This is a genomic window from Chitinophaga dinghuensis, assembly GCF_003259435.1.
Taxonomy (GTDB): domain Bacteria; phylum Bacteroidota; class Bacteroidia; order Chitinophagales; family Chitinophagaceae; genus Chitinophaga; species Chitinophaga dinghuensis.
In genome coordinates this window covers 435,912-451,698 of record NZ_QLMA01000005.1, presented here as the reverse complement: position 1 = coordinate 451,698, position 15,787 = coordinate 435,912, and the positions used below count along the sequence as shown (strand labels likewise).

Below are 15,787 nucleotides of genomic sequence, written 5' to 3'. Positions count from 1 at the left end.
CGGTTTTTTCCGCTTTTATTCACCAATCACGACACAAAATTGACACACCACATAACACACGCTTCATTTCTCCAAAGCTACTGCCCACCGGCATTTTGGCAGTATGTCAACACGACACTCAAGCCTTCAAAAAATTCTTTCCTCCGCTTTTTTTCACTTTCGTTCGATTTTAAAATGGCCTCAAATCCTTACTGACACGGCATACTATTAGTGCCAATGGTTTCACTCTCAAAATCATTGGATCATGAATTTTCTGAAACGTAAGAACACTAAAGGCGATAAAACATACTACTATTACGACTTTGGCCGTGAGAAAGGACAGCGTCCGGTCACTGGCATTTTCGTATATACAAAGCCGAAAGACGCGATACAGAAGCAGCATAGCATACATGCATTGGCTTAATTGGAGGTAAAGAAGAGTCAGGCCATTATTGAGCAGCAATCTATCGGTACAGCGTTTATACCAGCGCATAAGTTCAAAGAGAACTTTTTCGATTATTACAAAGAGTATGTAAATAATAATAAGCGGGATGGCAACCGTCATCTGGAAAGTAGTCATTGATGGAACGCTGAAATTTTACGTCACGTGCTACAGAATGACTCTCCCAAGAGAGAACTGCAAGGCGCTGTTTGAACCGTATCAGACACAGGAAAGGGAAAGCAGGCGTTAGGCTTAGGCTGTATATAGACAAAAGTACGCAGACTTGCTGTATGGAATTATCTCCGTCTTTAGTAGAAATGGTATAACGAAGTTTAACGTATCCCTTCCCGTAACTATGAAAAACCAGTGACCATCATGCGCAATAATTTATTGAATGAACTTCAGGAATTGTTAGCCTCAACGCCAATTTTATTAAGGAATCGTGTATGTGAAGAGTGTGATTGGAGTCTTTCCTCCTATTACCGAAAGTCCAAACCATTTAACGATTTGAAGGATGGACCAGCCCTACATCTCGAAATAAGTAATGCAGAAAAGGAATTGATTAAACGAATGGCGAAGGAATAAAGGATGCCATTAACTGCGACCTTGATAAAATTTTGATGTATTGAATTTGGATTAGATAGCCCTGAAATCGGATCATTTCTGATCAACTTTCAGGGCCGTATATTTTATTTTCTCCAACAAAAAGACGCGAGTTTCGAGTGGCTTTTTTCATCTAAAGCGGCCGACTGTGGGGGCTGCTTTCAAGTTAATTGTGTAACAATGATACAACTTGCTGGCTGCGCGGATAACAGCCTCTACCTGTACATTTGTGTAACAATTACCTCTAAATTATGATAGGGATACATCCTGTGCTTCTTGAGCAATTTGGCCTTTTTGATCTACAAGGATGTCAGCCCCTTTTGTAGGATCAAGTAAAATATTTAGTTGTACGATTTCCTTGATACCATCAACTTTGAAGTGCCGATGGGCATTTCTTAGCATACAAAATGCTTTAACATAGATTTGAGGTATTGAATTATCCGAGTTGATTTTTTCTTCAATCACTTCAATCACTTCTGGACTATGAATAGTCCAATCAGTTATGCTTCCATTATTATCCTGATATTTAATTCTCCAGTAGAAATTCGGATTTAACTCAAGAATACTTTGTTTACTAATTTTTATTACATTAAATAATCCATTAGACAAAGGAATGAACTTAGGAAGTTTAGCCAATGAAAATTCCTGCTCTTTAAAAGTATCATTATTCCCATTTAGAAGATACTCAGCACTTTTTCCGGTAAGAAAGTTAAATCCCTCTATATAATACAAACCACTCCTATAATTTATTATATTGGGCTTAATAAGCACCTCTGGCACATCAGGCGTCATAGATGTTAGCCTAAGGCACTTGTTTCCCAAAATCGCCCCATTGATGCAATCAATCTTAGACTCATCAACTGACTGGATTATCTCAATCGATTCTAATGGCAAAATAATTTCACAAAATTTATTGCTGTTGATATCAAAATATTTACACTTCAACTGGATCTTAGATTCTTCTCTCCACTTTTTCCTTGGTTTTTCATTTGTAAGCTGTTTGTTATTACTTTCAATAATGGCAATTACTTGAAGAACAGGAGCGACAAAATACAATAGGCTACTAATAGATCTATTACTCGAATTTGAACTACCACTAAAATCAATTGAGCTTTTCTTCTTGCCTAATTCAATTCCGGTGGTTTTGAATCTGACCATAGTTCCTATTTCAGGGGAAATTTCTGGATCATTAACTTCCTTCTCTTTTGAAGGAAGTTCAAACAACAGATGTACTAAAAACCACTCTGATTCAAACGTATGAGTTTTATGAGAATACCAGCTACATCTGCATTGCTTTACTTCGGAACTATTCTCAAGGACTTCGAATTCCAATAAGGTTTCGACAACAACCATCAATGGTGGAATACTTTGCGCATCTCCACCAATCACAAGGTTTTCCTGGGAGAAGTCTAATCTTAGTGGATGTGATTTCAGTCCAACGATGGATCCAATCTTAAACATAGAATAATATTTATATATTTAGTTGTGGATTAAAAATATACATGATTTTGCGAAATCAAGTATATTTGTTGATAGACCTTGTTGCATGGGCTACCAACGTTTGGTTAGGACTATATGATTCTCATGTGGCCTTTAAGAGTTTTTGAGATTAAACCTATTGTAATAGGGATTTGCATTGCAGATGAATCTGTTTACAGCCTCCCGGATAAGGGTGTCCGCTGACAGGATCGTCTCAGTCAAAGATAGCGTAATCTTGCTAATTACCGTAAGCATGTGAATAATGTGTTTAAGGGCGATGGTGTAAGTACACGAAAGATTGAACCTAATGTGACTCAAGAAATTGGGTACTGGTCCGGCTCCATTTCAATATGGAGTGTTATGTTGGTAGATATATTAACCGTACAAATGCACAAGGTCTTTTTTCTATGTTATGGAAAACAGCAAACCAGAATGGCTTAAAGCCAAAGGATATCTACATTTAACTGCGCAAATAGACGTTAATAAGGGTGCAAAAAAAATTATTGACAGAATACAGGCCCCAAGCTTTATTAAGAAATACTCCTTCTATCCCCTTATACACACCGTTATTAAGGAAAGACGCTATAAAAAGGACAATAACGGAAAACGTTGCCATAAGTATAAAAAAGGGAATGTGGTAAAACGTACCGCTAAAAGCCGTCCGTTGCACTATGCAACTCATATGGATGCAATTATTTTTGGGTATTACGCTTCTCTTATTCAAGAAAAGTATGAATTAAGTTTAAGTAAAAGCACGGAACTAAATTCGTCAGTAACAGCCTATAGGAAAATTCCCACTGAGGTGCCAGGAAAATACAAAGGCACAATTCACTTTGCTAAGGAGGTATTCGATGAAGTTAGAATAAAAACAAAAGAGTGGGGTGAATGTGCCGTACTAGCTTTTGATATCGAAAGTTTTTTCTCAACACTAAATCATGATAGGCTGGAGAAGGCATGGAAAGACTTATTTCATTTTGAAGAATTACGCGCTGATCATAAAAAAGTTTTTCAGGCAACTACTAAATTTTCGTACGTTTTACTAAAGGATTTAAAAAAAATCCAAAATAAGAGTAGTTCTAATCCAAAAACATTTAATGAAAAAAGATTAGCAAAAATCAGAAATCATTTTGGGAAATTTTCTTTTTTTGAATCCAATAAAGAATTTCGCGAGGCGATAAAAACTAGATTACTTCCGATTTACAAAAATAATTTTCGTGATAAAGGAACGAAAGAGGTGATTGGAATACCACAAGGATTACCTATCAGTGCAGTTCTTGCAAACTTATACCTTTTAGAATTTGATAAAAGAATAGTTGAGGAGGCGGTAATGGGGCTAGGGGCCTTTTATAGAAGATATTCTGATGATATAATAGTTATTTGTCCAGTTGAAACTATTGAGAAAATAAAGGATCTAGTTAAGAAGTCATTGTCTGAGTGTCTAGTTAACTTAAGCCTCCCAAAGACCGAAGTCTTTAAGTATACGCTGTTTAGTACCAACGAATTGAAGAATAATATTTTATGCAGTAAAATTAAAGATGGACAAGTCACCCCTAATAGTCGACTCACCTATCTAGGATTTGAATTTGATGGTAATAGAACATTTATCAAATCTGCTAATTTATCGCGCTTTTATAGAAGAATGATGCGTGCTGTCCGCTCAAAAGCGCGACTAGCTATAAAACTAGCCGAACCAGGCGTAAAACCAGTTATTTTTATTCGTCAGTTATATGACCTATATTCAAAGTATCCATTAACACAAAAAGTTCGTGAAAAGAAATATAAGAAGTTAGTACGAAATGGTTTAGGTGAATATAGAATGGTAGTAGAGAAGCGTAAAAGGGATAGAATCCCAGAAGATACTAAGGATACTTTAAATACTTACGAGAGTAGAAAGGATAATAAAAGGATGGCGAAAAGTAATTATTGGACATATGTTGATAGAGCTAGTGAAATTATGCAAGAACCAGCGATTTCTAAACAATTAAAAAATCAAACCAAAATTCTTACGAAAGCAATTGCGTTCAGGCTAAAATTAAAATAATTTTTTAATTTTTTGAGCTCGATCAATTCAAAGTATTTAAAAAAGAGTTAAATTAAATTCAATTTCGACACTCCAATGACACAAATACCTCACAAACCATCACCTGGTCTATCTCTTACTATAAATGGCTTTCCTCTTTCTGCCACTAACATATTTATAGAAATCGGCAAACTTGCCAACTACATCCCAACTATTGACATTATTTGAAAAATGATATATTATCAAAGAATCCAGAAATACTACGTTTGTTGTTGTTAGTTTTTGGCAGAAGCCACAAATATCTTTGTCATGGACTGTTGGGGTGACCAAATTTTACTTTTGGGTCAGCCCCTTTAATATCACTTTTGTTTTTTCTCATAATGAGGCATGAAATCTTGTGTATAACAAGCCTTACCCGTTTTAAATATACCTTTCATTAATGCTTCTTTATGTAATGCTGGTAGCTTCTTAAATTTCTTCATTCGAAGTCTATCTGCCTTTTTGTGTGATATAAAGTCATAAGTACCGCTTAATATCATTACAACCTCTACTTCATTACATGTATCTACAAGCTCTATAATCGCTGGTTCAAGTCCAACAGACCTGAATAATATTTTTTTCGCAGAAGCTGGGATGTCTATTCGAAAAAAACCATTTAAATCTGTTCTGCCAATTTCAACTGTGTCATTAATCATTATTGATGCTAACGGTACAATTTCAAAATCATCAGAAATAACTCGCCCTTTGATGGTTTTATTCTGAGAATAAAGACTACAGTGTGAAACACATAGTACAATAAAAATGATTGCTAGTTTCTTCATGTAATTATTATTTTTTTAGGGTATATAGTCATGTGTATAATCGTAGGTGGAGGCATGAAGTGCTCCTTTTCATATACTACAAACAGCATTAGTTAATGCGTACAATAATAAAAATAATCTGATGTTAAACCTGTTTATTATTTTAATCTGCTGGTTAACTGAATGGAGATTTAGCTATTTACATTGGTTATCAAATGATTGATTTTGCAAGGCTTAGCCTTGGATATTCCCGTGGATAGGATGGGTGATTTTATCTAGAGAGATTAATTAAGGAGGATCACACCTAATTAATATGAAAGTTATATCTGGAACGGCAAAATTATTGTATTCCTCCTTTGGCTTGTATCATTACTGTTGATTGAAATACTTTCTCTGGTTTGTACAATTTTACCAATGGCCTCACTAACGGCCTTGGCGGTATTTCCAGTAGCTTGTCCACAAAGGATATTGCCAGCAAGGTGGAAGATAACAACTGATTCCTCTCTTTCGTATGACTTTCTTAACTGTGCTAGAATCACTTGAAAAGTTGAAACTCAATCTCTGAAACATTATTCCGACAGATTATTGAATGCGAAATAATGGATGCAGTTTAACTTACACTGTATAATTTCTTTATTCTATATTGCTGTCCTTTTAAAACGAACCTTATTCTATGAAAAAAGCAATGTACCTATGTCTAGTACTTGCCGCCTGCAAGACAGACAAAGGACATGATAGGAAATTGGAGATCGCGACCCAGATCGTTAACAATGATTTTATCTGTCACTTTAGCGTAAAAACGCCGCCAGGCCACCCTTCCCGGATTTCCGAGATCATTTACAATGAATACCCAGGCACAAATAGACCTAACGACACCGTAAAAAGGGAATACCTGTTTGGGCAGGACTTGCTGACGCAGGTAAATGTGCAGCAATCTGGATCGAATTACACTATCTTGTTCCGGTATGATTCACTGGGCAGACTAACCTCCTTGGACAATATCAGTAAGCAAGTATCCTATAATAAGGACACTTTTACCTATGACCATTCGGGCTACCGCGAGGGGAAGTTCAATTATATTTCCGGCAAGCTAGATGAGATTACCACATACATTTTCTATCCTAGCAGTGATAGTATTGCAATCATGTCCAGTCCAGACAGTAAAGAAAAGTTATACTTTTCTGAATCAGGCGATTCTGTAATTGTAACCCGCAAATGGCAGGATCAGGGCATATTGTTATCTCATAAAATCGAAACTTATAACAAACAGAATCTGTTGACCTCTGTCACTTTCCTGCAGGATGGCAAAGTTGATAGACGCATTTTGTATACCTACGATACCCATGGCAATGGGCTTTCGCGCGTGGACAAGGACGATAACAACAGTGTGGGCGGGAACGGCATCATGGCAGTATCAAAGCCATCAACGTACAGCACCAGTTATGAATACGATAGTCTGGGAAACTGGACAAAGAAGCTTGAGCGAGAGGAAAGTGGAAGCTGGAAGGCAGTTACAGAGCGACAGATTACTTATGGGAAATAAAAAGATCCGTCCATTGCGGCAGTCATAATTATTTCCATTAAACCATTATGATTAGCGTTAAAAGGAATTTTAAAAGATTAAACACGGAATTCACCGGCAAATAGAAACTGAATAAATATGAAATATTTAATTTCACTTTTCACAATAGTAGTTGGTGTATTGCTCCTTTTAGATTTATTTTTTTGCGTAATTGCACATGGTAGTGGCCACAGAATACCCCCTAAAACAGATTATACAATAGCATTGGTAGGCATAGGTCTATTAGCAATGCTGGGAGTACTGTTGCGTATGAAGCGTAAAAATTAGGCCGCCTCCAAATAAACTTAATTAGCCTGTTAATTTTCAGTATTGAGTACAAATAAGAAAAGGTCGGAAAAAATGCTGACCTTTTCTTATTCAGGAAAAACGCAGTTTAGGTTATGGTAATGATAACCTGTTTTACAGATCCATTAGATCCTGTTCAATCTATTTAGAAGGCAATATTTACCCTTTTTTTGCCTGCTAATTCTTTTTCTAGACCTGTCTACTTCGAATAGGTTAGTAAGGAACTTTGTTCTCCTGGTTCGTTTCTTGTAAATCTCCAAAGGTCGCTGTTTTATGCCTATTTGTTTGTTAAATAACTGTAGATCAGTTATTTATCACGTATTTGATTAATGGAATTATTTCCGCTAATATTCATCCCACTTAATAAATTGATAACATACCTGCGCTATTCCTGTTACCGAAACTATTATACATTTGTTTTACTATCAGCTTATGAAATCGCCAGCAACACACGATTTATTTAAGGATATTTATCTGACGTACTGGGATACGCTTTTCGGGATTGCCAATAAAAAAATAGGTTATACGCAGGATGCAATGGACATCGTCCAGGATACCTTCACCTATGTATGGCAGCAGTTTCCGTCGCTACAACTGGAAACGGAAAAGGCAAAACCTTTCCTGATCACCTGCCTCTATTACCGGATATTCAATCATTTGCGTGCGAGAGGCGTAAATGAGAAACACCTGTTGCATTTTCAGGCCTATCTTGAAACGGAGCAAAGCATTGATGCTCGTTACACTGCAGATGAAATAGAAGAAGAGTTGGAAGCCGTCAACATTGCCATCATGGCAGAGTTGGACCGTATGCCCGAACGAATGAAACATATATTTATCCTTAGTCGCTATGAAAATAAATCCATAGAAGAAATAGCGACACTCTATGATATTGCCCCCAAAACCGTCAGGAACCAACTCAGCGATGCCATGCGCCGCCTGAAAGATTTTGCAGATTCTTACCCCGCAACAGCCCTGCTGCCACTTATTCTACTCTTCCTCGAAGATTAATGGGGATTTGGTAACAATTCGTTAACCTGACCCACCCGGGATTTTTTTCGCTCCCCGATCTAACTATATGTATGGAGCCAAATCAGCATCAGCTAAACTTATTACTCGATCGCATCTACAGCGGTACGGCGAACGAACAGGAAAAGGAAATTATCCGTAACTGGATCATCTCCATGGATATGCCTGATACCAGCGTTACTGCCGAAACACTACAGGCAGCGAAACTGGAAATGTTCGACCGTATACTCACTACAAATCCTGTTGTAACGACGCCGACTATACGTAGTAATGGTTTCCAGAAAGTACTGCGCTCCTGGAAAGCCGCTGCAGCGGTGCTGGTGCTGGCAGTTGCATCCTGGTTCCTGCTTAATAGAAATAAACCATCCAAAGATCTGGTATACACCACCATCGCTGCCACCCAAAGAAATATCAAGCACATCGAACTGCCCGATGGCTCACAGGTATGGCTAAACGCGGGGTCCAGACTGGAATATATACAGGACCAGTTTAATAAAGATAAACGCTGTGTAAAACTGACGGGGGAAGGTTTTTTTTCCATTACGCCGGATAAAACCAGACCTTTTATCGTATCATCAGATCATATAGAGACACAGGTATTAGGCACCACCTTTAACATAGAAACCTATCCGGGAGAAACGGAAATCCGTATTGCACTGGTACAGGGGTCGGTGGCGGTGAAAGATATGCATACCAATAGCTATACGGTGCTGCATCCTAATGAAATGCTGCGCTATTCCAGAGTGAGCGGACAATCAGGTATAGTCGGATTTTCGAATAAAATGGGCGACTGGGTAAATGGACATATGATATTCGAAGAACTACCACTGGGAGATGTACTGGACCGTGTTGCATACCGGTTTGGTATTTCCATACAATATGACAAGGCACTGGTCAGGAATAAAAGAGTAACTGGAAATATGAGTCCGGATAAATGGCAGACAGTACTGGATGATATTCTATTTATACATAAACTCAGGTACACTACCCAAAACGGCATTGTATATATAAGCAAGCGGTAACTACATCCCTTATTTAACAAACTTAAAAAATGAATCATAAGATTAACAGGAAACTGGTGCAACACCGGTTCCTAAAGGCTATGCTATTGAGCTTACTTTTCCTGCAGCTGGGAATGGCAGCGCGGGCACAGCTTGGCAGCCTTCATCAAAAGGTGGACGTCAGGATGGATAACTCCAGTGCACTGGCTATCATCACCATTCTCAGCAAACAATCAGGATGCTCCTTCTTCTATACCGCTGCTGAGCTAAGTGTTATTAAAGTAACAGCCTTCCGGGCCAACGGTACACTCGGCGCCGCATTACAACAACTGAAAACACAGGCGCCGCTCGACTTTAAGGTTAATGGAAATAATATATCCGTGCAGGTTACTAACGTGGCCACACCTACGAAAACAGATTCGCTAAAAAGACATCTTTTCAAAGGGAAAATTACGGATGCAAAAACGGGTAAGCCGGTAGCGCTGGCAGAGATATATGCACAGGAAAACCACGTCAGCACTACCACTAATTTCAATGGCGAATTTGAAGTGCAGCTATCTACCGCACATGACCTGTTCATCTTTACCAAAGCAGGCTATACCAGCCAGGTAATTAACGGCAACGTACAAACGTTACATACAGTTGCCATGGTGCCTGACAACAGAACACTGCTTGGTGTCACTGTCTCCTCGAGAAAACGCATGAATAACGAAGCTGCGGTACTGGATGAAAGAAAGAATGCTGCCACAGTATCTGACGGTATTTCTGCAGAGAACATTGAAAAAACCGCCAGTATCACCACCGCACAGGCTTTACAGCGGGTATCGGGCGTAACGATTACGGATGATAAGTATGTAGCAGTGCGCGGCCTCGGCGACCGTAGCGTGATCGGAGAACTGAACGGCATACGCCTGGCCTCTTCGGACCCTGACAGAAGCACCATCCCCCTGGATCTCGTACCGGCAAACCTGCTCGATAATATCGTGGTATACAAAACCATGACCCCTGATAAACCTGCGGATGCTTCCGGTGGTATCGTGGAATTGAAAACACTGTCTATCCCTACCAGGAAAACGCTTGCCATCACTGCGGAAGCAGGTACCAACTCCAATATCGGTCCGGGTGGAAAAGTAAATAGCTTTTATAATAGTGATATGGGGTTTTTAGGAGAGAAGATAAAATCGCATGACCTGCCGCAAAATTATCTTAACCTGGATAAGCAATACCCTGGCGGACTATCGCAGATACAGCAACTGGCGTCGACAGCAAAGAATGATCCCACACTTTTGTCTGAAATAGACAGGATCAACGGCATCATGCATCATTTTGATCCCGTGCTGACCACCCGATATAAAAAGGCTCCGCTAAATGGTATTTACAATATTACTTTCGGTAACGCCTACTCGCTGTTTAAACATCATCAACTGGGATTGATCCTCAGTGGAAGCTATTACAGCCGTTCTACAGATGTTAATAACGGACAGCTGAATCAGTACAGCATATACCAGGGCGTAATGACAGGTAACCCTGCTATAGACGAGTCCAGGAATATCCCTGCCTACATCACACCGAATACGCCCAATCTGGGAAAGTATGTCGGATATAAAGAAAATACAGGCACGCAAACATTGAACTATGGCCTCTTGGGAGGACTCGCATATCGCTTCAACCCCAACAATGAAATCAGCTTTCAATATATGGGCAACTGGGGTGGTGAAACACAGGCTACCAGTCTTACCGGTCAGTATGCTTATGTAACAGGCCTCACAGGGCCGGTGTATAGCAATATATATTCGCTGAAGCAAACCTATCGTACCTTCCGCACCTACAATCTGCAGGGAGAACATAAACTCAGCGATGGGAAATACGCGCCACGTCTGAGCTATAATGCTGCCTCGTCAAGGGCTACACAGGATGATCCAGACTATCGGTTTATCAACTTGGCAGATTACCGCCCCGCCGGCGGCGGCTATATTTCGGTGCCCATCCCTGACGGGACCGGCTACCATTTTCAGGGTGTCACAGACTACTATGCACTGGTATCAGGTTATGTAAATGGCTTCGGTCCATACGGGAAGATACAGGCCGATCCTAATGGACGCCGCTTCCGCAATATGACAGAAACCAACTATAACTATAAAGCGGATGTAACCTTTCCTTTCGGGATTCATGGACTGGACCAGGCCTTCAAAACAGGGGTGAACTATCTCTACCGCGAAAGAGATTTTACAGAAAATGTATTATCGCTGCCCGGCTCCAACTTCTCTACACTCAAGCAATATCCGCTGTACCAGGTATACGGTAACCTCGACAGGCTGGTAGGATATGATCAGATAGGCATACATCTACCAACAGCCACTTCTCCGGAAGGCATGCCGCTAACAAACGGCTTTCTGTATAACATCAGGAAATCTCCCAACAACTATATCGGTTTCTATGAAACAAGTGCCTTCTATGGTATGCTGGACCTGCACCTGCAAAAGAATCTTCGTTTAGCTGGCGGCGTACGACTGGAAAAAACAAATATCCAGAGCAAAATCGATACGGCAGGCGTTTATATAGATCCATCGCTTTCTGATGGCGGCATCAATCTGTTAAATACTAACCCGGTATCTAAATACGTCACAGATTATAAACCTTACTATTCAGCCAACCTCACCTGGACGCTTCAGGAATCCATGAACCTGCGACTGGCTTATGGTACATCCTTGGCACGCCCTGAAATCAGAGAGATGACCAACGTGTTCGAGTTTGATCCTTTTCAGCAGGCCTTAGTAGTGGGAAATCCTAAGTTGGTGAATCAGCAGGCCGGGAGTTACGATTTCAGGTGGGAATGGTTCCCGCATAAAGGGGAAGTACTGGCAGCATCTTTCTTTGCCAAAGAAATAAGTAACCAGTTAGAAAAAGTATTTATACAGAATTCAGACGGTGTGAACGCCAAATTTCCGGAATTCCCTACAGTGGCCTATCAGAACAACCCCAATACTGGTCATGTATGGGGAATAGAACTGGAAGTGGTAAAAGACCTGGGGCTGCTCTGGAAACCACTGCAAAACTTCTTTATTGGCTCTAACCTAATGGTGGCTTCCAGCAGTGTGCGTAAAAATAAAGAGCGCCTGAACGCCGCCAGGATCATCGATCGCCAGTCGCCGGAAAGCAGCCCGCTATTTGAGCAGGCCCCTTATTCTATCAACGGTTTTCTGAATTATACCAATAAAAAATCCGGTACGGATATCACGGCCACTTTCAATATGGTAGGAGAGCGGCTGATACAGGTGAATATGGACGGATCACCGGATCTGTACAGCAGACCTATGCCGGTGCTGGACTTCGTTTTTAGTCAGCAGCTAGCGAAAAGACTGGTGTTTAAAGGCTATGCTAAAAATATCCTCAACAGCCCATATGAAGAAGTATACAGCAACCCGCAAACGAACGGAAAATACTACGGTACCAGGTATTTAAGAAGAAGCTATAAGCGTGGAACTGAATTTATGCTTGGACTTACTTATAACCTGTTCTAAAAAAGTGAATATGAGTATGACTACTACAAAATATATTTTTCATGGGGTGATGGCGGGGATGCTGTTGCTGGGAGTGGCCTGCAATAAGAACAAAACGGATGTCAGGCCGGGGAATGAGCCAGACTACAGCAATATGGCTAAATCTACGGTCAGGCTGATTACGTTCAATAAAACAGACCTTATTGTAAACAACAAGCGTGTTACTAACTGGTATGTACCAACGGCAGCAAATCCTGTAGATCTTCCATACCCTACGCCTTATTTTCCTGCAAGTGGAAAGTTTAGTGGCAGCTGGTATCTGCCGCAGCAATTCCTTGACAGCAAAGGGCAGGCAACGATACAATCCGGTCTCGCACCCAATTTTATCACTGATTCCTTCCAGGTACAGGAAGATTATTACAAGCCCTCCGATTATTACCTGGCTACCAGCGCGGTGGCACATACAGGTGGGATCTACACAGTTTCTGCCGTACCTCGCTCTACTGCCATACCAGCGGATCCCAGGCATATACGTATCCGCCTGGTAAATATAGGAATGGCTTCCGGCAATGGTAGCGGCACTTTGTCGCTGGCTTACGCAAACGGAACACCGGTAAGCGCTGCCACCTCCGGTATCGCCAATCACCGCTGGTCCGACTATATAGAAATTCCTTACGGTACCTACCAGTTTAAAGTACTGATAGATGGTTCAGGGCTGCAAATTCCTGGCAGGCCCGCATTGCTGACCGATGCTGCCACACTGGAGAATTTCTCCCTGGGAGGGACACAGGTCTATTATTCATCCCTGCAAACCTTTCAACCCGGTGGCGTATATACGATTGTAGTAGCGCAGATGCCAGGCGTTTATCAATATAAGGAGTACCCGCTGTATCCTAACTGTTTTGCCGTTGTTACTGATGTAGATCCTGCTGTAAATATTACCTATGGCCGGTTACAGCTGGTGAATGCTTTCGATGAATCAGAGAAAGGACTGACGATACAGGTAGATGGTACATCGCTGCCAGCAGTTACCTATGGTAACGCCGGCGACTATACGATACTGGTAGCAGGCGCCCATCATATCAAAGCAACAGATGCCGCTGGCAAAACGATTATTGAAAAAGATGTCACCCTGAGGGGAGGAGATAACCTCACCCTATGGGCATATCCCAATAAGGATAATAGTATAGGCATGACTGTTATACCAAATAATATGGGGGGAATACGCAATACAGGTACCAATGCCGATGGCGGTGATGGCGCCAATAATAGCTATGATCCGCTGAAATATAAGGTGCTGGTACAAACGCGCTTCCTCAATTTCTGTCCTGACCTGCCCTACGTCACCTTCACCAACACGAATGGTACACTGTTCAGGGAAGGGATTTTTTCTGCCGCGCCGGCGGCACAGCAGCTGCAGCCAGGGCTGGCTCCTTCGCCTGTTGCGGTCCCTTACCCTTATATCGATCTGGGCGTGGTAACAGGAGGCGCCGTAGAGGCGTATCAGTCGCTACCGGGCGTATTGCCGGGTAACAGGTTGATAGATGTACCCGCGCTTACAAAAATGGATTTTGTGAAGATGCCAGCCATGTATTTCCTGAATGGCAATGCCGGCGCAGAATCCGGTGTATATACCGTGGCCCTGATAGGCAGAAACAGTGGTAGCCAGCACCCCAGGATGATAGTAGTAAAACATAACCAGTAAAAGAAAGCGACCATGACGCATTTTAATAATACTATGTCGTATAGCCGTAAGCGTTGGCACAGCCTGTTGGCATACTGTTGCTTGCTGCTGACAGTGGCGGGTTGCCGTAAAACAGAATATAACATTATTCCTGATGCGGCTTACCTACGTGTGTTTAATAGTTTAAACTATGATGTAAACGTTACCACAAAAGACCAGCCACCGCCCTTTGTAACGATGATTATCGACCCCGAGTTCAGCGCTGCCGGTGTGGTAACAGGAGGGAAGATCGTGGGCGACCGCCTCGATCAGCGTAGCGCTTATGCAGGGCCGTATCCCGCTAATGCCGGTAATACCTCTTTCCGTAATACCGAATATCCGGGCTCAGAAAAAGTATTGGTAGGCCCTGTCATCAATGGCATCAATCTTTCCAGCTGGGCGCAGGTGCCATCAGGGAAGCACAGGGTACTTTTTTATAGTCGCCCTATCAGTGCCATGAACTTTTTTGACCTCCAGGAAAGAGAACGTCAAAGTCTGCTGGTAGATAGCACCGTAGATTTTAAACCTGGTGAGATATATACCATGGAAATATTGCAGAAGACCGTTTCCCAGCAATATCCGCTGCCGGTAACCTTATACCTTCGTCAGGAACAGTTTACAAAAATGCCTTTTGCTGATACGCTGTTGTATGCTAATTTTTACAACCTGAGTGCAGAAGGATATGCGGCCGCCAATCCCGGTTCCAGAACTGCTATCTCTTATTACAATGCCAACAACAAATGCACGGCCTTTGGAGATACGATGAATCTCTACTATACGCTTTATAAAGATGATTGCTCTTATCCATATGTGGAGGGATCACCGATTGGTACAACTGTCATTCCGGGTTTCAATAATATCTGGCTGGGGACAGTGATACGCTCCCATAATGCAGGTGTGATGCCGTACTATGCGGTGCCTATGTTTGCTGCGCCGGATACCACGCATGGTATTCTTAGCAGACAATGGGAATCATTCATATTTATGAAGCCAGGATTGTTTCCTGTGCCTGGTGTGCTGCCCGTTATAGCGACATCTGGTATGGCCACTGCATCGCCTAAATACGGCGCTATCGGTTGCAGCAATGGCAGCGATGACGGAAAAGGCACTACTTCTACCGCAGCCAGGAAAAGTATTCCTAGGATCTCCAACAGGGATTACGTGGTGAGCTGCTGGCTGCCTAACCTTATCCGCTATACGGCCTCTGGTACCTACGCCCAGCGCTCCTTTGCTACGATCAGTACCATAGAGATCATCAATAACCAGGTGTATATGATGAGCGTTCAACGCACATACGCCCCACCCGCTAAATGATATCATTGTTAATGGTTGCATATTTCAATTAAA

The 15,787-nt window shown here is 41.6% G+C and carries 12 protein-coding genes; 10 read left to right on the top strand and 2 right to left on the bottom strand.

Annotation, left to right across the window (positions count from 1 at the left end):
- Positions 1 to 244 precede the first annotated feature (244 nt).
- On the top strand, positions 245 to 403 hold the full coding sequence (locus CLV59_RS28930; protein WP_170137791.1) for a hypothetical protein: 159 nt from the start codon (positions 245 to 247) through the stop codon (positions 401 to 403).
- Positions 404 to 562, top strand: coding sequence for a hypothetical protein (locus tag CLV59_RS29120; protein ID WP_211323919.1), 159 nt, complete (start codon positions 404 to 406; stop codon positions 560 to 562). It abuts the gene before it with no gap.
- Between the two features lie 711 nt (positions 563 to 1,273).
- Here the strand turns inward: CLV59_RS29120 and CLV59_RS17085 are convergent.
- Positions 1,274 to 2,485 carry a hypothetical protein gene (locus tag CLV59_RS17085; RefSeq protein WP_111593270.1) on the bottom strand — a complete coding sequence of 404 codons (1,212 nt, stop codon included), beginning with the start codon at positions 2,483 to 2,485 and terminating at the stop codon, positions 1,274 to 1,276.
- Positions 2,486 to 2,915: 430 nt separating this feature from the next.
- On the opposite strand from CLV59_RS17085, the gene CLV59_RS17080 reads away from it, so the two are divergent.
- On the top strand, positions 2,916 to 4,544 hold the full coding sequence (locus CLV59_RS17080; protein WP_111593269.1) for a reverse transcriptase domain-containing protein: 1,629 nt from the start codon (positions 2,916 to 2,918) through the stop codon (positions 4,542 to 4,544).
- 338 nt (positions 4,545 to 4,882) lie between these two features.
- Here the strand turns inward: CLV59_RS17080 and CLV59_RS17075 are convergent, their stop codons facing one another.
- Complete coding sequence (locus tag CLV59_RS17075) at positions 4,883 to 5,344, bottom strand: peptidase associated/transthyretin-like domain-containing protein (RefSeq protein WP_111593268.1); 462 nt, start codon at positions 5,342 to 5,344, stop codon at positions 4,883 to 4,885.
- Between the two features lie 652 nt (positions 5,345 to 5,996).
- Between CLV59_RS17075 and CLV59_RS17070 the strand changes: the two genes are divergently transcribed.
- The 7 genes from CLV59_RS17070 (at position 5,997) to CLV59_RS17040 (ending at position 15,754) form a co-directional block, all read left to right on the top strand.
- Complete coding sequence (locus CLV59_RS17070; protein ID WP_111593267.1) at positions 5,997 to 6,866, top strand: hypothetical protein; 870 nt, start codon at positions 5,997 to 5,999, stop codon at positions 6,864 to 6,866.
- Between the two features lie 117 nt (positions 6,867 to 6,983).
- Positions 6,984 to 7,172, top strand: coding sequence for an LPXTG cell wall anchor domain-containing protein (locus CLV59_RS29470; RefSeq protein WP_111593266.1), 189 nt, complete (start codon positions 6,984 to 6,986; stop codon positions 7,170 to 7,172).
- Positions 7,173 to 7,622: 450 nt separating this feature from the next.
- A complete protein-coding gene (locus CLV59_RS17060) occupies positions 7,623 to 8,198 on the top strand; it encodes a sigma-70 family RNA polymerase sigma factor (RefSeq protein ID WP_111593265.1) in 576 nt (191 codons plus the stop codon).
- Positions 8,199 to 8,269: 71 nt separating this feature from the next.
- Positions 8,270 to 9,238 carry a FecR family protein gene (locus CLV59_RS17055; RefSeq protein ID WP_111593264.1) on the top strand — a complete coding sequence of 323 codons (969 nt, stop codon included), beginning with the start codon at positions 8,270 to 8,272 and terminating at the stop codon, positions 9,236 to 9,238.
- Between the two features lie 29 nt (positions 9,239 to 9,267).
- Positions 9,268 to 12,738 carry a TonB-dependent receptor plug domain-containing protein gene (locus CLV59_RS17050; RefSeq protein WP_111593263.1) on the top strand — a complete coding sequence of 1,157 codons (3,471 nt, stop codon included), beginning with the start codon at positions 9,268 to 9,270 and terminating at the stop codon, positions 12,736 to 12,738.
- A gap of 16 nt (positions 12,739 to 12,754) precedes the next feature.
- Positions 12,755 to 14,422 carry a DUF4397 domain-containing protein gene (locus CLV59_RS17045; protein WP_146616222.1) on the top strand — a complete coding sequence of 556 codons (1,668 nt, stop codon included), beginning with the start codon at positions 12,755 to 12,757 and terminating at the stop codon, positions 14,420 to 14,422.
- 12 nt (positions 14,423 to 14,434) lie between these two features.
- On the top strand, positions 14,435 to 15,754 hold the full coding sequence (locus CLV59_RS17040; RefSeq protein ID WP_111593261.1) for a hypothetical protein: 1,320 nt from the start codon (positions 14,435 to 14,437) through the stop codon (positions 15,752 to 15,754).
- Positions 15,755 to 15,787: the final 33 nt, after the last annotated feature.